This window comes from Mycobacterium shinjukuense (genome assembly GCF_010730055.1).
Classification (GTDB): domain Bacteria; phylum Actinomycetota; class Actinomycetes; order Mycobacteriales; family Mycobacteriaceae; genus Mycobacterium; species Mycobacterium shinjukuense.
Genome location: NZ_AP022575.1, coordinates 4,411,518 through 4,434,780 on the forward strand (window position 1 = coordinate 4,411,518; position 23,263 = coordinate 4,434,780).

A 23,263-nucleotide genomic window follows, 5' to 3' on the forward strand; every position below is an offset into this window, starting at 1 on the left:
CGTTGAGCCGAGCAGCAGCGCGGGGCCAGGTGGCACGTTATCGTTAGTTGAGCTGGCCACTGACGTCACCTGACTCGATGAACTTGGGAGATGCCTTTCCCACGACGCTGGAGGGGCTTGTTGGAGTTATTGCTGTTGACCTCGGAGCTGTATCCCGACCCGGTCCTACCGTCGCTGTCGCTGCTTCCTCATACCGTGCGGACGGCGCCGCCGGAGGCGTCCTCGCTGCTCGAGGCCGGACACGCGGATGCCGTGCTGGTCGACGCGCGCAACGACCTGTCGTCCGCGCGCGGCTTGTGCCGGCTGCTGAGCACGGCGGGCCGGTCCGCCCCGGTAGTGGCCGTGGTCAGCGAGGGCGGGCTGGTAGCCGTCAGCGCTGACTGGGGATTGGACGAGATCCTGCTGCCGACTACCGGCCCGGCCGAGATCGACGCCCGATTGCGGCTGGTGGTTGGCCGGCGTGGCGGTCTGGCCGACCAGGAAAGCGTGGGCAAGGTGAGCCTGGGCGAGCTGGTGATCGACGAAGGCACCTACACCGCCCGACTGCGTGGCCGCCCGCTGGACCTCACCTACAAGGAGTTCGAGCTGCTGAAGTATCTGGCCCAGCACGCTGGTCGGGTGTTCACTCGCGCGCAGTTGCTGCACGAGGTCTGGGGCTATGACTTCTTCGGTGGCACCCGGACCGTCGATGTGCACGTGCGGCGGCTGCGGGCCAAACTTGGCCCGGAGCACGAAGCGCTGATCGGAACGGTACGCAACGTGGGTTATAAGGCCGTTCGCCCCGCGCGCGGCCGGGCGCCGGCCGCCGACCCGGACAACGAAGAACTCGAGACCGATCGCGACGGTGTCCAAGAGCCGCTGGTCGACCCGTTACGCAGCCAGTGACCTCGCCCGCCTGGCGTTCCGCGCTGACCGCTGACGAGCAGCGCGGAGTACGTGAACTCGTCACGGCGGCAACCGGATTCGACGGCGTGGCACCCGTCGGAGAACAGGTGCTGCGGGAATTGGGGCACGCTCGCGGCGAGCATTTGCTGGTGCTCGATTCGCGATCGGGCAACGCCGTCGTCGGGTATCTCCATCTCGGCCCACCGCGCGACGGCGGCGGCGCGATGGCGGAGTTGGTGGTGCACCCGCGGGCCCGTCGTCGCGGCATCGGCGCTGCGCTGGCCCGGGCGGCGTTGGCCAGGACCGCTGGACATAACCAGTTCTGGGCGCACGGCACACTGCAGCCCGCCCGAGTGACCGCCGCCGCGTTGGGTCTGGTCCCCGTCCGCGAGTTGATCCAGATGCGACGCCCGCTGCGCGACATCCCCGAAGCAACCATCCCGGACGGGGTGCGGATCCGCAGCTACGCGGGCCCATCAGATGACGCTGAGCTACTGCGGGTCAACAACGCCGCGTTCGCCCAACATCCAGAACAGGGCGGGTGGAGCGTGATCCAGCTGGCTGAGCGGCAACGCGAACCGTGGTTCGACCCCGCGGGCCTGTTCCTGGCTTTTGCCGACTCCTCAGCCGAGTCGACCACCGACGAGGCCGACCGGCTGCTGGGCTTCCACTGGACCAAGGTGCACCCCGACCACCCGGGCCTGGGCGAGGTCTACGTCTTGGGTGTCGACCCGTCGGCGCAGGGCCGCGGCCTGGGCACGGCGTTGACGTCGATCGGTCTGGCCTGGTTGGCGCGCCGGCTGGCGGCCTGCGCCGAACCCACCGTGCTGCTCTACGTGGAGTCGGACAACCTGGCCGCGGTGCGGACATACCAGAGCCTGGGTTTCACGACGTACAGCATCGACACGGCTTATGCACCGGTCGCAATCGATCGTTCCGCGTCCTATGCCTAAAGGGTGGGTGGGGAGCATACTTTCCGAGCGTCCGTTCGGGAAGCGGCAGCGGTGAGACTCGACACGGCGGTCAAGGCGTCTGCGGCGGCGATGACGCTCGCGCTGGGGTTTGTCGGCCTGTGGGCGCGTTGAGCACCGCGGCGGCTCGACAGCGTTCACCGGGGCGCCCCAGGGCGACCGGGTGTGTGGCGGCGAAAGCGTGCTGACGGCCGAGGGCTCGACCGCCCAACAGAACGCGATCGCATTGTTCGACCAGGCGTGGGGCCGATGGTGTCCGGGCAAGAACGTGTCCTACAACGCGACGGGTGTTGCTGACGCTGCCGGTATCGTGCGATCGACCGAGGAGATGCTGCGGGTCGTTCCGGCGAACCTGCGTGAGCCCAGTTATGCGCTCGGGGCGCCGAAGTGGAAGACTATCGCCCGGATCGTGATCCCCACCGGGCTGTCCGGCATCACCACCGGGTGCTTGCTGGCCGCGGCCAGGGTGCTGGGCGAGGCGGCCCCGCTGCTGATCCTGGTTGGTTACTCGCGGTCCACGAACTACGACTTGTTCGACCGGTTCATGGAGTCGCTTCCCGGCATGATGTATGACCAGACGGCGGCGGGCGCGGGCACCAACCCGGTTCCCACAGATCGGCTGTGGGGGGCCGCGCTGACCCTGATCTTGGTGATCGCGATCATCAACATCGGGGCCAGGGCGGTCGCAAAGATCGTCGCCCCCAAGACGTCGTAGGCAGGAGCGGTAAGTGGCCAAGCGGTTGGACCTCAAGGACGTCAACCTGTATTACGGGTCGTTTCACGCGGTGGCCGATGTGTCGCTGTCGGTTCTGCCCCGCAGCGTCACCGCGTTCATCGGCCCGTCGGGCTGCGGCAAGACGACCGTGCTGCGCACCCTCAACCGGATGCATGAGGTGATTCCCGGCGCTCGGGTCGAGGGCACCGTGCTGCTCGACGACGAAAACATCTACGGCCCCGGGGTCGACCCGGTCGGGGTGCGGCGGGCGATCGGGATGGTGTTCCAGCGTCCCAACCCGTTCCCGGCGATGTCGATCCGCGACAACGTGGTGGCCGGGTTGAAGCTGCAAGGTATCCGCAGCCGCAAGGTGCTCGACGACACCGCCGAATACTCACTGCGCGGCGCCAACCTCTGGGACGAGGTCAAGGACAGGCTGGACAGGCCCGGCGGTGGATTGTCCGGCGGGCAGCAGCAGCGATTGTGTATCGCCCGGGCCATCGCGGTGCAACCCGACGTGCTGCTGATGGACGAGCCCTGCTCGGCGCTGGATCCTATCTCCACGATGGCTATCGAAGACCTGATCAGTGAATTGAAGCAGAACTACACCATCGTCATCGTCACCCACAACATGCAGCAGGCGGCCCGGGTCAGCGACCAGACGGCGTTCTTCAACCTGGAGGCGGTCGGTAAGCCGGGCCGGCTGGTGGAGATCGACGACACCGAGAAGATCTTCTCCAACCCGAGCCGGAAGGCCACGGAGGACTACATTTCCGGCCGCTTTGGCTGACCGCGGGCGCGGCTAACGCGAGCTGGCCGAGGACGCGTCGTCCTCGGGAAACCTGCCGGTCGCCTGGAAGATGACGCGCCGGGCCACCTCGACGGCATGGTCGGCGAAACGTTCGTAGAACCGGCCCAGCAACGTCACGTCGACGGCCGCGGCCACACCGTGCTTCCACTCACGGTCCATCAGCACGGTGAACAGGTGCCGGTGCAGATCGTCCATGGCGTCGTCTTCTTCGCGGATCCGCGCGGCTTTCTCCGGGTCCGGCGACAACACCACCTCTTGCGCACTGTTGCCCAATTCGACTGCGACCCTGCCCATTTCGGCGAAGTATCCCTTGACCTCTTCGGGCAACGCATGCTGGGGATGGCGGCGGCGGGCGATCTTGGCGACGTGCAGGGCCAGCGCGCCCATCCGGTCGATGTCAGCCACCATCTGGATGGCGCTGACGATGGCCCGGAGGTCGCCGGCCACCGGTGCCTGCAAAGCCAGCAGCACGAAGGCGCTCTCCTCGGCCCGGGCGCTCAGCGCGGCGATCTTTTCATGGTCGGAGATCACCTGTTCGGCCAGCACCAGGTCGGCCTGCAACAAGGCTTGGGTCGCCCGCTCCATGGCGATCCCCGCCAGCCCGCACATTTCCCCGAGCCGCTCGGATAATTCCGCGAGCTGCTCATGGTAAGCGGTCCGCATGGATCAAGCGTACGTTCTTGACGGGGGAAACGCCGCGAAGCGCGACGTCAAAGCCGCTACTCGCAGGTGGTGTCGGCGGCGTTGGTGACCGTCAGGTCCTCCGGCAGCTTGGTGGGCGGGGTGCTGGAACCGCGGCTGATCTGAACGCTGACCGAGGAGCCGCTCGGCGGGGGAGCGGCCACCGAGCGGAAGTCCGGGCCGAGCACCACTTGAACCACCTGGCCGATCCCGGCGACCCGCTCGATCCTGGAATTGGCAAACACCGCGGCCACGGTGGCGGCGGCCTGCTCGTTGCCTGGTGAGAAGAACACCGTGGTGGTCTTCAGCGAACTCGGGTAGTCGTCGGGCGTCATGACGTTGAAGCCGTTGCGCTTGAGCTGGTTGGCGGCGGCGCTGGCCAGGCCGGGCGTGGTGGTTCCGTTGGAGACCTGCACGGTGATCTCTTCGGGTGAGGTCGTGGTCATCTGCTCGCGCCGAGCCTCGCCGGCAGGGCTCGGTTGGGGCGTCTTCGTGGTGGGCGCGGTGGTCGGCCCCGAGGTCGGCGAGCCCCCCAGACGCTGGGCGTTGTTATCGTTTTCCAGCGGCAGCGGGTCGTCGTTGATGATGGCCGCGAACAGCGCTTTCATGTCGGATGTGCGCGGGGGCTCGTCGCCGTTTTGATCGGTCACGCCGGTCGGCACCGTGACGAACGTGACGTGCCCGGCCGCGATGTGCTGCAGCGATCGACCCAGCTCGACGAGGTCTTTGGTCTTGACGTTGTCGACGTAGCTGTTGCCGATGAAAATGTTGACCACGTTGTTGAGCTTGTTGGGGTTCAACAACGTGTCGTCCGAGATCAACGAACGAAGCAGCGACGACAGGAACAGCTGCTGGCGTTTGATCCGGCCGTAGTCACCGTTGCTTTCGGTGGTGATCTGGCGGGCTCGCACATAGTTCAGCGCGGTCGGCCCGTCGATGACCTGACGTCCGGCGTGATCCAACACCGTGCCGAGTTCGTAGTCCCGCAGCGGTGTGGTGCTGCACACCTCGACACCGCCGAGGGCTTCGACCATCCGCGCGAAACCGACGAAGTCAATGGCGATGAACCGGCTGATGCTCAAACCCGACAGTTTCTGAATGACCTTCACCAGGCACTTGGGACCGCCGAAGGAGAACGCGGAGTTCAGCTTGGTCTCCGTGTAGACCATTCGGGCACCCATTTTTCCGGTCTTCTGGTCGTAGATGGGTCCGTACTTGCCGGTCTCGGGGTTCCAGGCCTCGCACTGGATGGGGTTGATTGCCAGGTCGCGGGGGAACGACACCGCGACCACCCGTTTGCGGCTCGCCGGAATGTTGACCAACATCACGGTGTCCGATCGGGCGCCGCCGGCGTCCTCGGTGTCGCCCGCGCCGATGTTGGCATTGGGCCCGGCGCGTGAGTCCATCCCGACGATCAAGAAGTTCTCGTCGCCGTACTGTGCGTTCGGGTCGACGATGTCGCCCGATTCCGGATCGAGCGCGCTCACGGTGTTCAGCCGATTGTTCTTCGACGCGCTCCACTGCCAAGCGCCGCCGGTCACCACCAGCGTCAGCACGGCGAACAGCGCCGCCAGCGAGCGCCCCGCCAGCAACACCGGCCGTCGGCGGGATGTCGGTTTCGGCTTGCGGGTCTTGCCGGCCCGCGTTCGCCGTGCCCGCGAAGTGGTCGGCCGGTTGGCGGGGTGTTCGGAGGCCGATCGGCCAGACGGGTAGTTGGCCGCCGTGAGGTCGGGAATCTCCGAGAGCAGCCCGATGGGGTAGGCGGGGGTGGCGATGACTTGGGTGTCCAGCTGATCGTCGGGATCCTGCGCAGCCTCGGGGTCTGGTTCGGGGTCCGCCGCGGCGTGGTGATGGGATGGGCGGTCAGGAAGGTGGGCGCCGAGTTTGGCGATCAGCTCGGCGACGCTGACCGCCCCATCGGTGTGAGCTCCGGTGTTGGCGTGCGTGGCGGGTTTCTCGGATGCCTGGTGCATCGTCGTTTCGGTGTCCGGCGCGGCGCCTGGCGTTCGCCGCGGGTGTGGGCTGATCGACTCATCATCACCGCGGGCACCGGGCATGTGCCGGTGGTCAGGCGCGGCGCCCCGGTCGCCGTCACTCATGTCCTACCGGCCTCCGAATGTGTCTGCGGACGTCAGCGGTGTCCGTGCGCGCGCCAGCGCAGCGCTGCCGTGACGAGCGCCGCGCAACTCCAGCAAGGCTCACATGGTACTGACTTGTCGGCGCAGACGCGATTTCACGTGTGTCTCGGTTCAGCCACCGTCACTCACCCGCCCGAGTGCATGACGTCCGCCCCGTCGGGCACCCGGCAGTCATCCGGGTCGCTTAGCCAGCCGTCGGGCAGGGCCACCCGGGCGGGTGAACCTTGCCGACCCCGGGGACCGTTGGCGGCGCTGGGAAACGGGACACTGCCGTCCAGCCGGTCCAGCAGGCGGTCAAGTTCGTCGACGGTCTTGACCAGGGCCAATGCCCGTCGCACATCGGATCCGGCCGGGAAGCCATGCAGATACCAGGCGACGTGCTTGCGGATGTCGCGCATGCCTTTGTCTTCACCGAAGTGGGCGGTCAGCAGGGCACCGTGACGACGGACAACGTCGGCGACCTCGCCCAGGGTGGGCGGGGTGGGCGCCGGGCGGCCGGTGAACGCGGCCGACAACTCGGCAAACAGCCATGGCCTGCCCAAGCAGCCACGGCCGATGACGACGCCGTCGCATCCGGTGGTCGCCATCATGGCCAGCGCATCGCTGGCGTCGTAGATGTCGCCGTTGCCCAACACCGGAATCGTCCGGACATGCTGCTTGAGCAGGGCGATCTGCTGCCAATCGGCGGTGCCCGAGTAGCGTTGTGCCGCCGTCCGGGCGTGCAGCGCGACGGCGGCGGCGCCTTCGGCTTCGGCGATGCGGCCGGCATCCAGGTGTGTGTGGTGGGCATCGTCGATGCCGATGCGGAACTTGACCGTCACCGGTATGTCGGTGCCCTCGGTGGCGCGCACGGCGGCCGCCACGATCTGGCCGAACAGGCGCCGCTTGAACGGCAGCGCCGCCCCGCCGCCACGCTTGGTCACCTTGGGCACCGGACAGCCGAAGTTCATGTCGATGTGATCGGCCAAACCCTCGTCGGCGACCATGCGGACCGCGGCGTAGGTGGTGTCCGGGTCGACGGTGTAGAGCTGCAGCGAACGCGGTGACTCGTCGGCAGCGAACGTCGTCATATGCATGGTGACCGGGTGGCGCTCGACGAGCGCACGGGCGGTCACCATCTCGCAGACGTACAGCCCGCTGACCGTGCCGACCCTGGACTGCTCTGGTTGCGATGGCAAGGGCGGCGGGCGCAGCGGGTCGCCGTGCATCGAACCGAACTCGCGACACAGCGTGCGGAACGCGACGTTGGTCACCCCGGCCATCGGAGCCAGCACCACCGGGCTGGCCAGCTCGATCGGACCGATGCGCAACGGCCACTACCGCCCGCTCATCCTCAACGTGCCCTTGGTGGTGAGCACCTTGCGGGCGGTCATCTTCTCAGCCACGCGGGCCTGACGCTCCAGGTAGCGCCGCTTGGACTCCTCGAACTTGTCGCATTCCGCTTCCAGCTCTTCCATCAGCACGCCGAGGTCATCGCGCATCCAGGCGGCCTCGCCGGTGAAATCCTCGCGCTCGAAGATGCGCCACTTCTTCAGCACCGGCTTGACCACCTCGTCGAGATGGATGCGGATGTCGTACACGCCGCCGACGGCGATGATCACCGCCTTGCGGCGGAACTCGGGCACCAGGAAGCCGGGCATCTTGAAGTGGCGCAGCACCTTGTGCAGCGAGTGCATCGCTTGGTTGGGCGCGATGTCAAACGCGGCCTCGCTGACGTCGCGGTAGAAGATCATGTGCAGGTTCTCGTCGGCCGAAATCTTGGCCATCAGTTGGTCGGCGACGGTTTCCTCGCAGGCCTTACCGGTGTTGCGGTGCGAAACCCGGGTCGCCAGCTCCTGGAAGGTGACATAGATGACCGAGTCGGTCAGGCGCTCGGCGAAATAGTTCCCCTGGTGGTTCTGTCCCGGGCTGAAGCCGCGGTTGACCACCTCCAGGCGCAGCTTTTCCAGCTCGACGGGGTCGACCGCACGCGTGACGACCAGGTAGTCACGCAGCGCGATGCCGTGCCGGTTCTCCTCGGCGGTCCAGCGGTTGACCCATTGGCCCCAAGCGCCGTCCATGCCGAAGTTCATCGCGATCTCGCGGTGATATGACGGCAGGTTGTCCTCGGTGACCAGGTTCTGCACCATCGCGACCTGCGCGACGTCGGAGAGCCGGCTCTGCTCGGGGTCCCAATCCTGGCCGCCCAGGGCGTAGAAGTTCTTGCCGTCCGACCACGGGATGTAGTCGTGCGGGTTCCAGTTCTTGTGCATGCCAAGGTGCCGATTGAGTTTGTCCTCAACGACCGGTTCAAGTTCGTGTAACAGCTGTAGATCGGTCAGCTCGGCCGACATGGCCCCTCCAGTTATCTGTGTCTGTGGGTTGCACTCAATATATCTGTGCCTGACAGTAGCATCAAGATTGCCCGAATGTGACATGCCGCGGCTCGGCCGGCCTTCGAGCGGCCGTCACGCGACCTCGGCGCCGGGACCGGCCCGCGTCAGTCCCGCGGCCGGATTGGGACCGCGGGCTCGGCCTCGACCAGCTCACGGTGGGGCACATAGCTGGCGGCCGTGCTGAGCAGCATGTCGACGCAGTAGTCGATGAATTGATTGCGGGTAGCGCCCAACTGCCCATTCAGGTAGGCGGTGAACAGACCGGTGAGCGCGCCGATCAAACTGGTCGCGACCAGTTTCTGCAGCACCGGATCGGGAATCCGAGACAGCTTGCGTTGGAGTAGCTCGATGAAGCTGGGCATCCATTCCGCCCCGGATCGGGTCAGCACCGGCTCCCCCGCCGGCGCGAGCAACAACACGCGCCCGCGCACCGGGTCGTCGACCATCAGTTCGACGAATCGTTCGACGGCCTCTCGGGGAGTTGTGGCCGACGTCAGGGCCGCCATGGCTCGCGTGCAGACGTCGTCGTAGACCGCGCGAACGAACTGCTCCCGGTCGGCGAAGCTTTCATAGAAGTAGCGTTCGGTCAGGCCGGCACGGCGACACACCGCGCGCACGGTCAGGGCCGGCCCACCTTCCCCGCCGAGTAGCTCCACACCAGCGGCGATGAGGTTGTCGCGGCGCATGGCGTTGCGATGCTCGATGGGGAGGCCGACCCAGCGGGCCCGTCTTTGACCGGTCTGCACATAGGCTCCTAAGCTTCAGTCTGACAACGCGCGTAGTCAAAATTGGAAACTCCACCGAACGCATCGGACGAAATCACAGTGACTCAAGATACGTCTGCTTGCCGCTCGCTGACCAGCACCGGCGTGCGGATCGTCCCGGTCACCGCCGGCGAGGTAGCCTCCTGCGTCGCCGGACCCGAAGGTCCCGCCGACCCGAAAGCATCCCACCTGGTGGCCGGCGGCTGTCCGGTGGCACCGCTGGGATACGACGCGCCGCCGGTGCCCCTTGGCCCGGATTCCCTGACGTGGCGGTGGACCACATGTGTCGCCATCTACTGGAAAACAACGTTGCCGCGCGCGCCGTGCTCGATCTGACCGATCTGGCCAAACCTCCATTCGCCCAACGGCTTCCGGACGGGCTGTGAGCCCTGCAACGGAAGCTGCTGGCCCGAGTGGCAGCATCGGCGCTTCGGCGATATCGTGCGGGCGCGATCTGCCACCGCTGGACGAGCGCGACAACCCGATGCACTACCGCCCGACGATCTGACCGGAGGGTGTGCCCGCGGGGTGTTGAACGGTCAGTTGTGGGCGTGGCTGTGAACGTCTTCCAGGCCGGCCTGATGCACGTGCGGATGGGTGTGCTCGGTGCCGTCGTCGTGGGAATGCGCGTGCACGTGCTCGACGTGCTCGTGCTCGTGGGTGGTGTGTGCGTGACTGTGCGTCAGGTCGCCGTGCCGGTGCTCGTGGGTATGCGGCCCATCGTGAGTGTGGTCCTCGATCATCGGTATCATCTCCTTGAAACATGTTGCGGTTCTTGCGGGTTCGTTCACGCTTCGGAAACTGACTGCAAGCCGGCGTCGGCACGGTGATGACGGGGGACCCCGGGGCCGGCGTGCTCGGCGTTGAAGACGGCGTCGATGACCAGTTGGCGCACATGGTCGTTTTCCAGGCTGTAGAAGATCGTCGTTCCGTCTCGGCGGGTGCGCACCAGCCGCGCCATCCGCAGCTTGGCGAGGTGTTGGGAAACCGACGGCGCCGGCTTGCCGACGTGCCCGGCGAGCTCGCTGACCGACATCTCGCCATTTGCCAGCGACCACAACACCTGCACCCGGGTGGCGTCGGCCAGCATGCGGAACACCTCGACAACTAGACCGACCTGATCGTCGGGCAACCGATAATATCTATTATCTGCATGCATACGCAGATAATAGAACAACTGGGGCGGGGCGGTGTCAAGGCCGGCGCGAAGGGGCGGTCAAGCCCGGGCGCGCAACAGTAACTAGGCTATCTATATTGTTTGTATATCTTTTCTCGGAGATGGGGGAGCAGGATGGCGCGCACCGATCGTGACCGCTGGGACCTGGCGACGAGTGTCGGGGCGACGGCAACCATGGTCGCCGCGCAGCGGGCGCTGGCGGCCAGCCCGGAATATGCGTTGATCGACGACCCGTTCGCGGCGCCGCTGGTGCGCGCGGTCGGGATGGAGGTCTATATCCGGCTGCTGGACGGGCAGATTCCCGTCGAGCAGGACTCCGAGTTCGATCCGGCGCGAATGGCTCGGGGAATGGCCTGCCGGACCCGGTTCTTCGACCGGTTCTTCCTCGATGCCACGGGCAGTGGCATCGGCCAAGTGGTCATCCTCGCCTCGGGCCTGGACGCGCGGGCCTACCGCCTGCCCTGGCCGGCGGGCACCGTCGTCTACGAGGCGGATATGCCGGAGGTGATCGAGTTCAAGACCTCGACGTTGCGCGGTCTTGGCGCCGAGCCGACCGCCGAGCGGCGGACCGTCGCGGTCGACCTGCGCGACGATTGGGCCGTGGCGCTGCAGGCGGCCGGATTCGACCCGAAGGCTCGCACGGTGTGGAGCGCGGAGGGCTTGCTGGTCTACCTGCCCGACGTGGCCCAGGACGCGCTGTTCGACAACATCACCGCGCTGAGCGCCCCCGGCAGTCGGCTGGCCTTCGAATTCGTGCCGGACACGGCGATTTTCCAGGATGAGCGGTGGCGCTCGCATCACGACCGGATGCGGGAACTCGGGTTTGACATCGATTTCAACGATCTGGTTTACCACGGACAGCGCAGCCACATCGTCGACTACCTGGCCCGCGCCGGCTGGCGGACCTCGTCACGCACGGTCAAGGAGTTGCACGAGGAGAACGGCTTTGGCTATCCCGACGACGACCTGGCGGCCGCCTTCGCCGATCTGACCTATTGCAGCGCGGTGCTCACCGGCTAACACTCAAGCGGCTCGGCGCCGGCGGCCCGAGGGCCGGCCGGCCTATTGGCGAAGCAGCTCGTCTTTGAGGCGGTTGGTGATCATCTCCTGGAACACCACCCGAGCCGGACCGTACAGATCCTGGAAGGTCGACACCAGCGCGTCCCTGTTGTATTCGGGAATGGAACCGCTGGGCGGAGTCCAGAAGCTGTCGATATCCATCAGGAAGAAAGGTCCGGTCTGGGCCGGGGTGACCCGGCGCAGGTGGTAATTCGGATCGAGCGCCTGCCCAACGCCCGGCCCATAGCGCACGACGAGCGATTTGCCGGGCTGGGCCTCGCGGTAGACCACGGCCCCCTGCCACTCGGTCAGGAACAGGCCACCCGGGGCGAAGCGCTGGGGCCCGAGCAACTGCTCGTCGATCCAGTTGCGCCAGTCGACACGGCCATCGACACCGGCCGGCACTCGGATTTCGAGGACATACCGCAGACCGATGCGCTCCAACCCGACAATCGACGAAACCTGTGCGCGCGCGTCCACCACCCGCAACACGATGTCGGTGAACGTCTCAAAGCTGCTGTAGGCGGTGGTTTCGACGACGATCGCCTGGTTTTTCAGGGACGCGGCAACGGTGTTATCGCGGTTGGTGAAACGGACGAAGCGATCCGCGATCGGGGTTGGCGCCGCGCCCGGGGCCGTCATCCCCCAACTGACGTCCTGCGCCTGGCGTTCGATCGGCAAGTGATCGATGAGCAGGTGTTTGAGTTCCCGGCTCGCTGACTCGGTGAGAGAATCCGTTGCCGGGTGACGGATTTCCATGGTCACCAGAGCGACCGGTGCGTTGGGTTGGACCCCATTCTGATTTGTCTCGGGCAGCATAGCCGCTGAGCATAGCCAAGCGGTTCGGTCGCCGAAACGCCGCCCAACCGGGCGCCGTGCGGGTGCCGTGCGTGGCACCGCCGACAGGTGATGCCCCGCCGGGTGCCCCCACCAGGACTCGAACCTGGGACCTGCGGATTAAAAGTCCGTAGCTCTACCAACTGAGCTATAGGGGCCGCGAAGACTCAGGATACTGCGTTTACGAGGGAGCTCGTTTGAGGATTGGGCCTGGGGTGACCTAAGCTGGCGGGGCTCCCAACGGTGAGTTGCGAGTGCCCCGGAGAGATTCGGTTCTGGCCCCCTTCGTCTAGACGGCCTAGGACGCCGCCCTTTCAAGGCGGTAACGCGGGTTCGAATCCCGTAGGGGGTACCTGCGACGCGGTGGTGCGGAGCAGACAATATGGCCAGGCCCTGTGGCGCAGTCGGTTAGCGCGCCGCCCTGTCACGGCGGAGGTCGCGGGTTCGAGTCCCGTCAGGGTCGCCAGTACGGCCAGGCACACGCTGCCCTCCGGCCAGGTAGCTCAGTCGGCATGAGCGTCCGCCTGAAAAGCGGAAGGTCGGCGGTTCGATCCCGCCCCTGGCCACCCGGTTTGACCTGCGCGGAGACGGTTCCTGCACTCTATGGATTGTCGGTCTTGTCCGGTTCCTGTCCGTTCGCCTTGCTTTTGGCGACGTCGTGGAGCCGGTCGAGGTTGGTGGCTACGTGGTCGAGTTCGTCGGCGTAGAGATCGCTGTAGATGTTCGCGGTGACGGTCGGTGTGGAGTGGCCCATCGTTTTCTGGACATAGCGGAGGTCGGCGCCTGAGGCCCGGGCCATGCGCACCTTCAATATCCACATTGGCGATCGCGAGTATCTCTAACGTTGCGAACGCGCCGGCGGCGACAACGGAGCGACGTGAACTTCTATCCCACACCGTGGTGATTGAAAATTCCGCCAGCCATGCGTGTCCATGACCGCAGCGCAGGTCACCCGAGTCGGTCGCTAGCCTCTGCCAGCGTCCGTTCGATGACGCCAGTTAGCAGATATAGGTCGAGATTGCTTTCATCGTTGGGGTCGAACGGGACGAACCCAAAGCGCTGCCACCATCGAACCGCCCCAGGGTTCAATGCATTGACGACCACGGCACGGCAGGCGGCCATCACGTTGATCTCTACCGCCTTGCGCAGGATGCAGTGCACCAGCGCGGTCCCCAGACCGTGGCCGTCAGCCCGCTGATCAACGCCGAGTCGACCGATTAGCAGCCCCGGAACACGCGCCGGAGCGCCTTTGGCGAGCCGTTGGGGCGCGGCCGAGCGGTCAATGCTCGTCATCGACACACACGCATAGGCCGCTACCCGGCTCTGATCATCTGCGACTACCCACGTCGCTGCAGTATCTCGGCGACGGTTCTGCCCCGCATACCGCTGCAACCAGTCATTGAGCGACGCATCGCCACAGTCGAACTCATCACGGCGATGTTGGTGGACGTCGAGCAGACAGGGCCGATGGAACTCCACCAGTCAGTCGAGCCAGCCGAACTTCGTCGGCCGCTGCAACGTGTCCAGCAGCTGCTTGTTCACCTCCGCCGGCCTCGACAACGCTTCGGAGAAGACTTCCGCCGCGCGCGGTGACAACCGCACCAGCTCGCGCTCCGCCAGCACCTGTTCTGCGCGCTCTTGAGCGGCTTGCAGCACAAACGCCGACACACTCAAATGCACCTCATCGGCAGCATCCTCCAACCGCCGCTTCGCGGCAGCGTCGATGCGCACCTGCAGCCGATCGTCACGAATGGTCATGTACTCACAATGGCAGTACACGTCCAGCTATGTCAACCAATCGCTTCCGCTCCCACCAATCGCTGAGCAGGATGAGATTGTTCGACGCTCCAACGCAATTACTCGGTAAAGCCAGCCGGCTTGCGACGGCGATTAACGCTGCCTCGACACGAATCGACCGCAGCTCCAAAGCCGTCCTCGCCAAAGCCTTCCGCGGCGAGCTGTCAACGTCTTGTGCAGCCTGGCGCGCTCAGCTAGACGCTAAAGACCTTCGTTAGTATGTGATTGGGCGTGTACGACTCGGCGTACTTATCCGCGCGCTGCTGGACGCTATCGACAACGGCATGTGAGTCGGCGATCGCTTGTTCTCGGCATTTCACGGCCATGTTGTGCTGCAGCCCGTCTACGGCTTTGAGCGCTGCCTCAAAATCACTCCACACTTTTAAGATGCCCTTAGCAAAGTCAACCGGCATTTCGTTGAGATCTTTCGGAGTACCGTCCAAACCGATGAGTCGCGGGGCATCCTCCCTGGCCTTGATGTGTAGGGAGCCGATGTGCAGCACGCACTCCCATGTGGGACTTGAGCTGGTCCGGTCATTATAGGCCGGATAACTCAGCGGCTGCTTAAGCCCGAACAGGCAGCCCGCATGACAATGGGTCTTGCTGCGGCCGAGAAAGAACTCGAACAACGAACGGGCGCGTAGGAATACAGAGTCCATCGCGTAAACCTGAGGCTGGTAGCCACCGAGGCCGACACCGAGGAGGCACTGCACTTGCCACTCCTGCGCGGCCTGTAGCAGGTATGTCAAGCCGTCGTACAGATGACCAGCCGGCGGCTTGATGCCGAGCCACTTGTCTGGCGTGAATACTGCCGGTCTGATTGCTTCATTACACGTCGGACTGGCGTGCGCGCATTGTTCGAGTGGAGCCATTGCCTAATCATAACTAATAGTGTATCCGGGGCATACTAGCACAACCTTGATTACCCTTTTAGGCAATCTAATTGAGGGACAAATAGCAACAACTCGCTTGCGCGCGAACGCTTCTCCGCACCGTCGGGGACGACTGCTTGTCATACTGGAGGGAGCAGATCGCTGCAAATCTGGAGCCGTGCGTTGGTGCAGATCGAGTTGTTGCTTTCCCCTGAGCGGGTCAAGACAGTTTCGGCGCCGTGTCCGGCGGCGGCGTGTGTCGACGGAATCTGAAATTTGACCCCCTGGCGGCAGGTGAAAACTGACCAGCAGCTTGAGGTCGGCGCCGGCCCGTCGTGACAGCGACGCCCGGCCAATCGTCACCCAAGGCTACTGCGTAATGTACTACGATCTGTGCTATGGGAACGCTTACGATTCGCACTGACCCTGAAGTGGAACGAGCGCTGGCAGCTCTGACCAGCGAGGGCCAGTCGCGTTCGGAGGCTGCTCGTGCGGCGATTCTGGACGCCGAACGTGCTCACCGCCGGGCACGGCTGCGGGCCGAGGCGGAAGAACTGCGTAATGACCCCGACGACGTCGCGGCCTCCCGTGAGCTGGCGGCCGAGATGGACGCCATCCGTGCGTGGTGACCTGTATCACTTGAAGGCACCCAACGACGTCCGTGGTCATGAGCAGGCGGGGTCCCGCTACGCCGTCGTCGTGCAGTCCGACGATCTGCCGCTATCGACGTGGATCATCGCGCCAACCTCGACCGGCCGACGCGCAGCTTCGTTTCGACCGGAGATTGAAATCAACGGTGTCAAGACCCGCGTGATTGTGGAGCAGCTCACCGTCGTTGATCCAACGCGTCGCCTCGGAGAGTTCGTAGGCCGACTCAACAGCGTCGAAATGCAATCAGTCGACGCCGCCCTTCGAGCCGTGCTTGCTCTCGACTGACATCTACCTGAATGGGTGGCTGGCCTCGATGTCGAGTGATCGACGATGTCGCCGATTGGCACCGTGGCAGTGTTGAACCGGCACCGGGTCGAGTGCATGCTCGCCGACCGCTGCGCCGCTCAACTGTGCGGCGCGCGGTGACCGACAGTTGCGGATGTCAGCCGAATCGGTATCCGATTCTGATGGGGCCAAAATCTGGCCAACCCATCGCGCTGTCCGCTCGTCGCCAGGTCGGCGGCAACGACTTCGTGCGCCGATAGGGTGAAGTACACCAGCACCGCGGTGTCGCCCTCGTGCGTCCACCCGAACACTTGGGCCTTTTCCGGTCAGTTCGTCGGGGGCCGGAACCAGGGCGCCCCGCGTGGCGCGGCTGCTGGCAGACCCGGTGCGCACGGTGCACCTTCCCTTGTGTCTCGCCGGCCTCACGCGTTCCGGCTCGGAAGGGATATGAGTTGCGCCCGCCTCACAGCGACAACCCCCGTTGCTGTCGCGCGGAGGCGGGCACCTTTCTATGCCGGCAGTACCGGGTACCCGTGGGCAGACGAGGAAGCTGCGACGTCCGGAGCAACCTGTCAGCACACCGAGACCCCGACGAACTTGCCAGCGGGCCCGCGTAACCCCGGGTGGGGAAGTTCCAAGTCCCCGGTGCCGCAAGGAAATTGGGTCTGCGACTACAGGCCGTAGACGGATCGTCCGTTCCAGAGGAGGTTGATGGGTAGCGCCGTCAATCGGTCGCCCAGCGCAATGCCCGGGCAGCAGTGTAGAAAGACCACACCGCTGACGAACTGGTCGCCGAGTCGGTCACGTGTGAACGACAGGCGCCGGACGTCGTGGACGTTCACTGTCGCCGAGTCCTTGACCTCGACACCGGCGACGCGACCGTCTGGTGTCTGCGGGATGCGGTCGATCTTCTGTCCGTCTCGGTCGCGAAAGTGATACCGGTCAACCTCGAGTTCGGCCGCCGCGCATCGCTTCATCAGCTGGCCGTGCCCTGCGTCGTTGGCCTGGCAGAGCGTCGGCGCCGTGCCCGCGCAACCAGGCCGCGACACCATCCACGACGTGGATCCTGGGCCGTTTCTTGGTCTTCGCGGTCAGATCCGCCGACCAGGCCGGCGGGCGATGCACCAAATAGACGGACCGAGGCAGGCGTTCCATCTGCGCGATCTGATGCAGCTCGATCGGGACGTGACCGCCACCGTCTACCGCGACGGGCGGAAGACTAGCGCTGTTTCCTATCTTGTCGATGCCGGGATCGTGATCTGCCGACACGCAAGTTGCCGACAAGCCATTGGCGGCGGCACGCCGCGAACGGCGGCTGATCCGTCCGCGCCGGCAAGGCCCGCGGCGGGGGTCGACACGAGCGGGCCCGTCGTCGTTGCGCCCAGTAAGACGTCAACGCCCCGTAGGATAGCGACTGAGGCGACGACAGAGGGGGTCATCCCGCCTTGGCCAGCGCCGGAGCCCCAGGACGAACGAGCGCGGACGGTGGTCCGCAGAGGCGGCTATCAACGATGAGGCCAAACAAGCCGACCGGCGGCAACGCCAAATCGCGAGCGAGCTGGCTCACACGGCGAGCGGCGGCGGGCAGGTCGGTGCTCCTCGTCAGCTGCGTGGTAGCCGCAATCTCGGCGTGTTCGCATCACAGCCCAGCGGCCCAGCCCGGCACCGAGCCGCTGTCCCGCGCCGATTCGTTGATCGTCAGCATCGAAGACGTGCGGCGCATCGCCAACTACGAGGAGCTCACCGCGCATTCACACGCGGACTTGCGCCATCCGCCGCCGGGCGACGTGAACGCTCCGGGCCCCTGCCGAGCGGCGGGGACCAGCGATCTCACCTTCGGCACCGGTTGGTCAGAGTTTCGAAGTGCGGGCTACCACGGCGTGACCGACGAGCTCAAACCGGGCGGGCCTGCGCTGATCCAGACCGTCAGCCAGGCCGTTGCCGTATACCCGGACTCCAGCACGGCGCGTGGGGCGCTGCATCAGCTGGAGTCGTCGCTGCAGGCGTGCGTCGCGTTGCACGACCCCAACTACGATTTCACCCTGGACAGGCCAGATGCCTCCACGCTGCGGATCAGCGCCCCGGCGTGGAGCCACGTGTATCGCGAGAAATCGGCCGTGTTGATATCCGTGGGCGTGGTCGGCATCGAGCCCGCGGACCGGATCGCAAATACCATCCTTCAGACAGCCGCCGATCGGATCACATAGCGGCCCGCCGAACGTGCAACCACGGCGGCATCGCCCGGCGTGTCCCCGCCACCAGTGCACGCTCGGCGCGGAGTTAGGAATGACCGAGCTCGCCGAGCACCGGGATCAGCAGTCGGGACGACGATTTCACCGTGTTTAGGCTGCTGGTGCCGACGCTGGCGTGCCGGAAGCTCATCATCGCCGGTGTCGACGGGTCCTGATCGTCGCTGGTGAGCACCAACTGAATCCGGTGACCGCTGTTGAATCGCCGGGCGTTGGGCACCAGGGGGATGCGGTACACGACGTCCTCACCCGGCGGCACTCCGTGCGGGTTCTTGCACGGCAAGGCAGGTGCGCCGGGGCGGCTGGCCGCCTCGTCGACCTCGCGCATGCTGGCGCGCAACCAACCGGCGGTGACGTCGGTGGTCTGACCGTCCGGCGCCACGTCTTGCAGCGTCGCGATCCAGGCGGTGTCGATCGCCGTCGCCGATGCGATCAGCCGCAGTTCGAGGTCGCCCACCACGTCGAGGTCTTCGCTGAGCGGCGTGCTGGTCCAGGTCAGCATCGACGGCGGGTCGATCGGACTGGGCTTGACGCGCCCCAATCCCGCTCCCAGCACCATGAATTCGCGGCTGCCCGGTTCGCCCTCGTCTTCGCTCAAGCCGCCGTCGGCGCGCAGGGCCAGCTCGCGATGCGCAGCGGTCGACGGCGGCCACGACTCGGCGGTGCGCCACTCATCGGCGCCGGGCAGGAAGTAGCGGATCGGCGGTCCGTCGGTGATCCCGGTGTCGCGGCCCTTCAGCCAATGGTCGTACCAGGCCAGTGCCTCGGTGTGCAGGCTTTCCCACGGCCAGGTGAGACCGAACCGACCAAGCATACCCATCCGCACACATGCGTTGTGTGCCAGACCTTTCCAGGTGGCAAACGTCGAAGGAAGGTGCAGCGGCACGTTCTCCCAGTCGCACCCGAGGTACACCGGAACGTCGATGTTGCCGAGCAATGGCAGCAGGTTTCGCTCCTCCCACCACTCGTCGTGGGTTGGGTGATGGACCACCGCGTTCAGCCACAACTCGTCCCAGGGGTGCGGGTTGTGCGGCAGCCTGAGTAGCTGGCGCAGCATCGTGACCGCCGACTCGCCGTTCATCGTCGCGAACTTCTTGTGCAGCCGCGGAGTGTGCAGCACCTGGCGGGCCAGGGCGACGGGCTTGCTGCGCCACAGCTTGTCGCTGCGCTCGGAGGTCAGCCCGATCATCGAGAGGAACGGTGTGACGAACGCCGAGCTCAACAGGCCGTGATGGTAGGCGCCGTCGTAGAGGTCCGTGGTCACCGCAACGGGAAAGATCGCCTTGAGGTGCGGGGGGCGTTCGACGGCAGCCTCCAGCTGGGTCATGGCGAAGTAGCTGATGCCGATCATGCCGACGTTTCCGTCGCACCACGGTTGTGCGGCCATCCACTCGACCAGGTCGTACATGTCTTGGCGTTCTTGGGCGTCGAAAAAGCCGAACGTGCCGCCGGATCCGCAGGTGCCGCGCACGTTGGCGATGACGTGCACGTAGCCGCGGGGCACCCAGAAGTCGGTCGCACCGGCCTCGATGAATCCGGCCGGGGCGCCGAAGTCCTGCATCTGCCGCGGGTAGGGCGATGCGGCCAGCAGCGCGGGGAAGCGACCGTCGGAATCGGGCCGGTGGACGTCGGCCAACAGGGTGGTGCCGTCTCGCACGGCGATCGCCACGTTGATGTCGCTGCGGCGGGTGTAGCGGGGCTCGCTGAGGTTGCGGTATTCCCGCCCGGTGGTCTGCGGGCCGTTGAGCGTTCTGGTCATGGTCGCGGGCATAGTTTCACGCTACGTTGAAACTAGTCTCAACGCAAGATGAAATTTCGCGCTAGAGTGTGGCTGTGCCCAGCCGATCCCTCACCCCGGGTCCACGCGACGAACGCGGGGTATTGGCGGCACGGATCCTGGACGCGGCGCGTGGCGAGTTCGCCGAACACGGCTGGGCCGGCACGGCGATCCGGGCCGTCGCACGGGCCGCCGACGTCGACCCCGCCCTGATCTACCACTACTTCGGCTCCAAGGAGGGCCTGCTTGATGCCGCGACCGCACCGCCGCAGAAGTGGCTCGACTCGGTGGTGAGGACCTGGGCCACTCCGCGCGCGGATCTGGGTCGACAACTGATCCGCAATGTGCTGGACATCTGGACCGACGAGGACGTCGGTCCGGTGCTGCGCGCGGTGGTGCTGACCGCCGCGCACGAAACCACGACCCGCGAAAAGCTGCGGCTGATCGTCGAGCGCGGCCTGATCGGCGAATCCACCCTGGGCGGCGACGAGGACGACCGCCTGCGTCGCAGCGGTTTGATCGCCAGCCAGCTGATCGGCCTCACGCTGCTGCGTTACGTCTGGCAGATCGAGCCGATCGCGTCGATGCCCGACGACGAGCTGGTGGCCGCGATGGCCCCCAACCTGCAGCGCTACGTCGACGGCGACCTCGGCTAGCCGGCCGGGCGGCGCTGGCCGCCGTGGCAGGGTGGGCACCCGCTCGATCAATCCCCGACAATGTTCTGGTGCGTCATCGACGGCGGTTCCTGCGCGCCACGCTCGCTGCCATGCTGGCAGCCGGCTGCGGTGCCTGCACGGTTGCCCCGGTGGCATCGTCCGATCGGCCGTCGGAATCCAGCACCGTCGCGCCGCTACCCGTGCGGCCCGTCGGCACCACCGCGCCGCCCAGCCCCGGGGTGCCGCCGGTCGGCGCCGCGGCGAGCGCGGCGGGCTTCGTGGACGTTCGCGCTGTGGTTCCCGACGCGCTGATCGACCTGCGCTACGCGACCACGAACAACGTCACCCACACTCAGCTGTATCCCTCCGGTGCTCGCTGCCTCGTGCACCAATCGATGGCGCACGGCCTTGCGGCCGCCGCAACGGCGCTGCGCCCGCAGGGACAGCTGCTGGTGTTCTGGGACTGTTACCGGCCGCACAACGTCCAGATCACACTGTTCAACGTCGTTTCGAATCCCGCCTGGGTGGCGCGCCCGGGGCCGTACGCGCGCAGCCACGAGGCCGGACGTTCGGTTGACGTGACCTTCGCCAGTGCGCAACCGCAGTGCCCGCCCGAGCGCCAGCTGCGCGGGCTTTGCCTGGCCGACATGGGAACGGACTTCGACGACTTCACCGCGCGGGCAAACGCATTCGCAACGCGGGACGTCAGTGCCGCCGCTCAGGCGAATCGGGCCCGGCTGCGGGACGCCATGAACCACGGCGGGCTGACCACCTACTCCGGGGAGTGGTGGCACTTCGACGGTCCCGGCGCTGGCATCGATCACCCGATTCTGGACCTGCCCATCGACTAGCAAGGTATGCCAGGTTCTGATCGCCGGCCTGGTATTCGGCGGCGTGGGTGGTACCCGCTGGAACCACACATGTCCACCCGGAACCGCGATCGTGCCCTGCATCGCCCCTGCCTCCTGTCGACGTTGCCCGTGCGCGCGAAGCCCGCCTGGCGGCCCCAGGCATGAGGGGGACACCATATCCGGCGGCCGGAGGACGCGGCGATTCATCCCGCACAGTGGCCGCTCAGCCGACAGACAGCGGCGCGTCATGGCGGCACAGTTGAGCCCATGTCACCCGTGACCAACCGGGCCAAAGCGCCGGTCGCTGCGCGCCCCGAGCCGGTTGCGACCATCCTCGGGGCCGGTGACGGTTCCTGCCCGGCGACCGAGGCGGCCAACGCGATCGCAGCTCGCTGAGGGGAACGGCGTCGATGGTCTACGGGGCGCTACCTCCCGAGATCAACTCTGGGCGGATGTATGCCGGGCCGGGAGCGGGATCGATGCTGGCCGCCGCCGCCGCCTGGGATGGCCTCGCGGACGCCTTGACCTCCACCGCGATCTCCTTTCAATCGGTGATCTCCGCAGTGATCAGCGGGCCCTGGCTGGGCGCCGCGGCGACAGCCATGGCCGCCGCGGCGGCGCCCCAGGTGACCTGGTTATTCGCCACTGCCGAACGGACCGAGCACGCCGCCAGTCAAGCCAAAGCGGCGGTCGCCGCCTACGAGACCGCGCACGCGATGACGGTGCATCCGGCGCTGGTCGCGGCCAACCGCGCTCAGCTGATGACCCTGATCGCCACCAACGTCCTGGGCCAAAACTGCCCAGGGATCGCGGCCACCGAAGCCGAATACGGCGAAATGTGGGCCCAGGATGCGGCCGCGATGTATGGCTACGCCGCCGCGTCGGCGGCGGCGACCAGACTGACACCGTTCACCCCGCCGCCGCAGCTGGCCAACCTGGCCGGGCTGGTCGGCCAGGCCGCCACCCCGGCTGGTGTCGTTACCCACGCCACCGGCTGCTCGGTGGCAACCGACATCCCCGGGGTGCTGTCACAGCTCGCGTCGGCGGTGCCAACCGCTGGCGAGACCGTGCTCCCCGGCTGGGTGCAGGACCTGGAGACGCTGATGAGCATCTTCGGCACCCCCTTCTTCGTGTGCACGTCGTCGGCCGGTTTGATGATGTCGTTTTTGTCGACCATCAGAAGCTTGTTCCCGACGGCTGCGGCCGTGGGCAGCCAGATCGCGACGTCGTTGGGATCGGCCGCGGCCGGCGCGCTGGGTTCGGCAGGCCTGACCGGGGCGGTGTCGGCCGGGTTGGGCGCGTCGACGGCGATCGGGGCGTTGTCGGTGCCACCCTCCTGGGCCGCGTCGGTCCCCACGCTCAGCCCCGCCGCGGTGGCGGCGCTGCCGGGTGCCGTCTCGAGTGCCGCCCCGTCGTTCGGCTCCAATGTTCCGAGCCTGTTGGGAGGCATGCCGCTGACCAGCGCGGCCAGTCGCGCCGAAGCGGCCGGCAACGCCGCCCAGGACGGCATCGCCCCCCTTCGGGTGCTGCCGGAGGTGGTCGGATAGTCGGCGCCTGCGGCCGGGCGCGTCCCCCGATCAGCGGACCGGTTTCCGCCGCATTTCGGACCGATCGGGGGAGTTCTGCACCGGTGATCGCTTCTAGGGTCCGGTTGGTGACGATGACGACGGCCGGCCCGGTCCAGGATCGGATGCTGGTGCTGCACCCAGACC

23 protein-coding genes, 4 tRNA genes and 4 pseudogenes are annotated in these 23,263 nt (G+C 66.4%); 16 read left to right on the top strand and 15 right to left on the bottom strand.

Features of this window, described 5'->3' with window-relative positions:
• Nucleotides 1-117 precede the first annotated feature (117 nt).
• The 4 genes and pseudogenes from G6N20_RS19980 to pstB all read left to right on the top strand — a co-directional run bounded on the left by G6N20_RS19980 (nucleotide 118) and on the right by pstB (nucleotide 3,361).
• Nucleotides 118-885, top strand: a complete 768-nt coding sequence (locus G6N20_RS19980; protein ID WP_142272021.1) for a winged helix-turn-helix transcriptional regulator — start codon at nucleotides 118-120, stop codon at nucleotides 883-885.
• On the top strand, nucleotides 882-1,838 hold the full coding sequence (mshD, locus tag G6N20_RS19985; RefSeq protein WP_083048083.1) for a mycothiol synthase: 957 nt from the start codon (nucleotides 882-884) through the stop codon (nucleotides 1,836-1,838). The genes G6N20_RS19980 and mshD overlap by 4 nt, the downstream gene beginning before the upstream one ends.
• 325 nt (nucleotides 1,839-2,163) lie before the next feature.
• Nucleotides 2,164-2,571 (top strand): annotated as a pseudogene (locus tag G6N20_RS19990) (PstA family ABC transporter permease); the annotation flags it as partial.
• A 13-nt stretch (nucleotides 2,572-2,584) separates the two neighbouring features.
• Nucleotides 2,585-3,361, top strand: coding sequence for a phosphate ABC transporter ATP-binding protein PstB (gene pstB / locus G6N20_RS19995; RefSeq protein WP_083048081.1), 777 nt, complete (start codon nucleotides 2,585-2,587; stop codon nucleotides 3,359-3,361).
• Between the two features lie 12 nt (nucleotides 3,362-3,373).
• Here the strand turns inward: pstB and phoU are convergent, their stop codons facing one another.
• The 5 genes from phoU to G6N20_RS20020 all read right to left on the bottom strand — a co-directional run bounded on the left by phoU (nucleotide 3,374) and on the right by G6N20_RS20020 (nucleotide 9,322).
• On the bottom strand, nucleotides 3,374-4,045 hold the full coding sequence (gene phoU, locus G6N20_RS20000) for a phosphate signaling complex protein PhoU (RefSeq protein ID WP_083048079.1): 672 nt from the start codon (nucleotides 4,043-4,045) through the stop codon (nucleotides 3,374-3,376).
• 56 nt (nucleotides 4,046-4,101) lie between these two features.
• Nucleotides 4,102-6,162: an LCP family protein gene (locus G6N20_RS20005; RefSeq protein ID WP_083048077.1), complete on the bottom strand. Its 2,061-nt coding sequence runs from the start codon at nucleotides 6,160-6,162 to the stop codon at nucleotides 4,102-4,104.
• Nucleotides 6,163-6,326: 164 nt separating this feature from the next.
• The gene (dusB, locus tag G6N20_RS20010) at nucleotides 6,327-7,463 is read right to left on the bottom strand and encodes a tRNA dihydrouridine synthase DusB (RefSeq protein ID WP_232065550.1); all 1,137 of its coding nucleotides are present in this window, start codon (nucleotides 7,461-7,463) and stop codon (nucleotides 6,327-6,329) included.
• 54 nt (nucleotides 7,464-7,517) lie between these two features.
• Nucleotides 7,518-8,534 carry an acyl-ACP desaturase gene (locus tag G6N20_RS20015; RefSeq protein WP_083048073.1) on the bottom strand — a complete coding sequence of 339 codons (1,017 nt, stop codon included), beginning with the start codon at nucleotides 8,532-8,534 and terminating at the stop codon, nucleotides 7,518-7,520.
• A 146-nt stretch (nucleotides 8,535-8,680) separates the two neighbouring features.
• Nucleotides 8,681-9,322: a TetR/AcrR family transcriptional regulator gene (locus tag G6N20_RS20020; protein WP_142272017.1), complete on the bottom strand. Its 642-nt coding sequence runs from the start codon at nucleotides 9,320-9,322 to the stop codon at nucleotides 8,681-8,683.
• Nucleotides 9,323-9,615: 293 nt separating this feature from the next.
• Here G6N20_RS20020 and G6N20_RS21580 point away from each other — a divergent pair.
• Nucleotides 9,616-9,848 (top strand): annotated as a pseudogene (locus G6N20_RS21580) (oxygenase MpaB family protein); the annotation flags it as partial.
• 31 nt (nucleotides 9,849-9,879) lie between these two features.
• Here the strand turns inward: G6N20_RS21580 and G6N20_RS20030 are convergent.
• Complete coding sequence (locus G6N20_RS20030) at nucleotides 9,880-10,083, bottom strand: zinc transporter Slc39a7 (protein WP_083048150.1); 204 nt, start codon at nucleotides 10,081-10,083, stop codon at nucleotides 9,880-9,882.
• Between the two features lie 44 nt (nucleotides 10,084-10,127).
• The gene (locus G6N20_RS20035; RefSeq protein WP_083048071.1) at nucleotides 10,128-10,499 is read right to left on the bottom strand and encodes an ArsR/SmtB family transcription factor; all 372 of its coding nucleotides are present in this window, start codon (nucleotides 10,497-10,499) and stop codon (nucleotides 10,128-10,130) included.
• 132 nt (nucleotides 10,500-10,631) lie between these two features.
• On the opposite strand from G6N20_RS20035, the gene G6N20_RS20040 reads away from it, so the two are divergent.
• Complete coding sequence (locus tag G6N20_RS20040) at nucleotides 10,632-11,537, top strand: class I SAM-dependent methyltransferase (protein WP_083048069.1); 906 nt, start codon at nucleotides 10,632-10,634, stop codon at nucleotides 11,535-11,537.
• A gap of 42 nt (nucleotides 11,538-11,579) precedes the next feature.
• On the opposite strand, the gene G6N20_RS20045 is transcribed toward G6N20_RS20040, so the two are convergent.
• Entirely contained in the window at nucleotides 11,580-12,395 is an 816-nt protein-coding gene (locus G6N20_RS20045; RefSeq protein WP_083048067.1) for a TIGR04255 family protein, read from the bottom strand.
• A 103-nt stretch (nucleotides 12,396-12,498) separates the two neighbouring features.
• Nucleotides 12,499-12,571 (bottom strand) — tRNA-Lys (locus G6N20_RS20050).
• A gap of 120 nt (nucleotides 12,572-12,691) precedes the next feature.
• Here G6N20_RS20050 and G6N20_RS20055 point away from each other — a divergent pair.
• The 3 genes from G6N20_RS20055 (at nucleotide 12,692) to G6N20_RS20065 (ending at nucleotide 12,979) form a co-directional block, all read left to right on the top strand.
• Nucleotides 12,692-12,765: transfer RNA gene (locus G6N20_RS20055), tRNA-Glu, on the top strand.
• Between the two features lie 37 nt (nucleotides 12,766-12,802).
• A tRNA-Asp gene (locus G6N20_RS20060) sits at nucleotides 12,803-12,879 on the top strand.
• 26 nt (nucleotides 12,880-12,905) lie between these two features.
• Nucleotides 12,906-12,979 (top strand) — tRNA-Phe (locus G6N20_RS20065).
• Between the two features lie 35 nt (nucleotides 12,980-13,014).
• Here the strand turns inward: G6N20_RS20065 and G6N20_RS20070 are convergent.
• The 4 genes and pseudogenes from G6N20_RS20070 to G6N20_RS20085 form a co-directional block, all read right to left on the bottom strand.
• Nucleotides 13,015-13,212: pseudogene (locus tag G6N20_RS20070) on the bottom strand (site-specific integrase); the annotation flags it as partial.
• Between the two features lie 149 nt (nucleotides 13,213-13,361).
• Complete coding sequence (locus G6N20_RS20075; protein WP_083048065.1) at nucleotides 13,362-13,892, bottom strand: GNAT family N-acetyltransferase; 531 nt, start codon at nucleotides 13,890-13,892, stop codon at nucleotides 13,362-13,364.
• Between the two features lie 3 nt (nucleotides 13,893-13,895).
• Complete coding sequence (locus tag G6N20_RS20080) at nucleotides 13,896-14,171, bottom strand: type II toxin-antitoxin system TacA family antitoxin (protein WP_169715455.1); 276 nt, start codon at nucleotides 14,169-14,171, stop codon at nucleotides 13,896-13,898.
• Between the two features lie 233 nt (nucleotides 14,172-14,404).
• The gene (locus G6N20_RS20085; protein WP_142272016.1) at nucleotides 14,405-15,082 is read right to left on the bottom strand and encodes a hypothetical protein; all 678 of its coding nucleotides are present in this window, start codon (nucleotides 15,080-15,082) and stop codon (nucleotides 14,405-14,407) included.
• A gap of 398 nt (nucleotides 15,083-15,480) precedes the next feature.
• On the opposite strand from G6N20_RS20085, the gene G6N20_RS20090 reads away from it, so the two are divergent.
• Both G6N20_RS20090 and G6N20_RS20095 read left to right on the top strand, forming a co-directional pair.
• A complete protein-coding gene (locus tag G6N20_RS20090) occupies nucleotides 15,481-15,711 on the top strand; it encodes a hypothetical protein (protein ID WP_083048061.1) in 231 nt (76 codons plus the stop codon).
• 10 nt (nucleotides 15,712-15,721) lie between these two features.
• On the top strand, nucleotides 15,722-16,018 hold the full coding sequence (locus G6N20_RS20095) for a type II toxin-antitoxin system PemK/MazF family toxin (protein WP_372516274.1): 297 nt from the start codon (nucleotides 15,722-15,724) through the stop codon (nucleotides 16,016-16,018).
• A gap of 671 nt (nucleotides 16,019-16,689) precedes the next feature.
• Here the strand turns inward: G6N20_RS20095 and G6N20_RS20725 are convergent.
• A pseudogene (locus G6N20_RS20725) lies at nucleotides 16,690-17,155 on the bottom strand (DUF4143 domain-containing protein); the annotation flags it as partial.
• A 374-nt stretch (nucleotides 17,156-17,529) separates the two neighbouring features.
• Between G6N20_RS20725 and G6N20_RS20105 the strand changes: the two are divergent.
• Entirely contained in the window at nucleotides 17,530-18,225 is a 696-nt protein-coding gene (locus tag G6N20_RS20105) for a sensor domain-containing protein (RefSeq protein ID WP_083048055.1), read from the top strand.
• 73 nt (nucleotides 18,226-18,298) lie between these two features.
• On the opposite strand, the gene G6N20_RS20110 is transcribed toward G6N20_RS20105, so the two are convergent.
• A complete protein-coding gene (locus G6N20_RS20110; protein WP_232065385.1) occupies nucleotides 18,299-20,038 on the bottom strand; it encodes a CocE/NonD family hydrolase in 1,740 nt (579 codons plus the stop codon).
• A 62-nt stretch (nucleotides 20,039-20,100) separates the two neighbouring features.
• Here G6N20_RS20110 and G6N20_RS20115 point away from each other — a divergent pair, with 62 nt between their 5' ends.
• From G6N20_RS20115 to G6N20_RS20125, 4 genes are all read left to right on the top strand, one after another.
• Complete coding sequence (locus tag G6N20_RS20115; RefSeq protein ID WP_083048053.1) at nucleotides 20,101-20,700, top strand: TetR/AcrR family transcriptional regulator; 600 nt, start codon at nucleotides 20,101-20,103, stop codon at nucleotides 20,698-20,700.
• A gap of 110 nt (nucleotides 20,701-20,810) precedes the next feature.
• A complete protein-coding gene (locus G6N20_RS20120; protein WP_083048051.1) occupies nucleotides 20,811-21,551 on the top strand; it encodes a M15 family metallopeptidase in 741 nt (246 codons plus the stop codon).
• A 267-nt stretch (nucleotides 21,552-21,818) separates the two neighbouring features.
• Nucleotides 21,819-21,947, top strand: coding sequence for a hypothetical protein (locus G6N20_RS21840; RefSeq protein ID WP_263992176.1), 129 nt, complete (start codon nucleotides 21,819-21,821; stop codon nucleotides 21,945-21,947).
• Between the two features lie 14 nt (nucleotides 21,948-21,961).
• Nucleotides 21,962-23,098 carry a PPE family protein gene (locus G6N20_RS20125; RefSeq protein WP_083048049.1) on the top strand — a complete coding sequence of 379 codons (1,137 nt, stop codon included), beginning with the start codon at nucleotides 21,962-21,964 and terminating at the stop codon, nucleotides 23,096-23,098.
• Nucleotides 23,099-23,263: the final 165 nt, after the last annotated feature.

What these genes read in the sequence shown, in the direction of transcription:
- phoU (WP_083048079.1), bottom strand. Translation starts at nt 4,045, where the DNA reads ATGCGGACCGCTTACCATGAGCAGCTCGCGGAATTATCCGAGCGGCTC.
- G6N20_RS20005 (WP_083048077.1), bottom strand. Translation starts at nt 6,162, where the DNA reads ATGAGTGACGGCGACCGGGGCGCCGCGCCTGACCACCGGCACATGCCC.
- dusB (WP_232065550.1), bottom strand. Translation starts at nt 7,463, where the DNA reads ATGGCCGGGGTGACCAACGTCGCGTTCCGCACGCTGTGTCGCGAGTTC.
- G6N20_RS20015 (WP_083048073.1), bottom strand. Translation starts at nt 8,534, where the DNA reads ATGTCGGCCGAGCTGACCGATCTACAGCTGTTACACGAACTTGAACCG.
- G6N20_RS20030 (WP_083048150.1), bottom strand. Translation starts at nt 10,083, where the DNA reads ATGATCGAGGACCACACTCACGATGGGCCGCATACCCACGAGCACCGG.
- G6N20_RS20035 (WP_083048071.1), bottom strand. Translation starts at nt 10,499, where the DNA reads ATGCATGCAGATAATAGATATTATCGGTTGCCCGACGATCAGGTCGGT.
- G6N20_RS20040 (WP_083048069.1), top strand. Translation starts at nt 10,632, where the DNA reads ATGGCGCGCACCGATCGTGACCGCTGGGACCTGGCGACGAGTGTCGGG.
- G6N20_RS20045 (WP_083048067.1), bottom strand. Translation starts at nt 12,395, where the DNA reads ATGCTGCCCGAGACAAATCAGAATGGGGTCCAACCCAACGCACCGGTC.
- G6N20_RS20080 (WP_169715455.1), bottom strand. Translation starts at nt 14,171, where the DNA reads ATGACCATTCGTGACGATCGGCTGCAGGTGCGCATCGACGCTGCCGCG.
- G6N20_RS20085 (WP_142272016.1), bottom strand. Translation starts at nt 15,082, where the DNA reads ATGGCTCCACTCGAACAATGCGCGCACGCCAGTCCGACGTGTAATGAA.
- G6N20_RS20090 (WP_083048061.1), top strand. Translation starts at nt 15,481, where the DNA reads ATGGGAACGCTTACGATTCGCACTGACCCTGAAGTGGAACGAGCGCTG.
- G6N20_RS20105 (WP_083048055.1), top strand. Translation starts at nt 17,530, where the DNA reads ATGAGGCCAAACAAGCCGACCGGCGGCAACGCCAAATCGCGAGCGAGC.
- G6N20_RS20110 (WP_232065385.1), bottom strand. Translation starts at nt 20,038, where the DNA reads ATGCCCGCGACCATGACCAGAACGCTCAACGGCCCGCAGACCACCGGG.
- G6N20_RS20120 (WP_083048051.1), top strand. Translation starts at nt 20,811, where the DNA reads ATGCTGGCAGCCGGCTGCGGTGCCTGCACGGTTGCCCCGGTGGCATCG.
- G6N20_RS21840 (WP_263992176.1), top strand. Translation starts at nt 21,819, where the DNA reads ATGTCACCCGTGACCAACCGGGCCAAAGCGCCGGTCGCTGCGCGCCCC.
- G6N20_RS20125 (WP_083048049.1), top strand. Translation starts at nt 21,962, where the DNA reads ATGGTCTACGGGGCGCTACCTCCCGAGATCAACTCTGGGCGGATGTAT.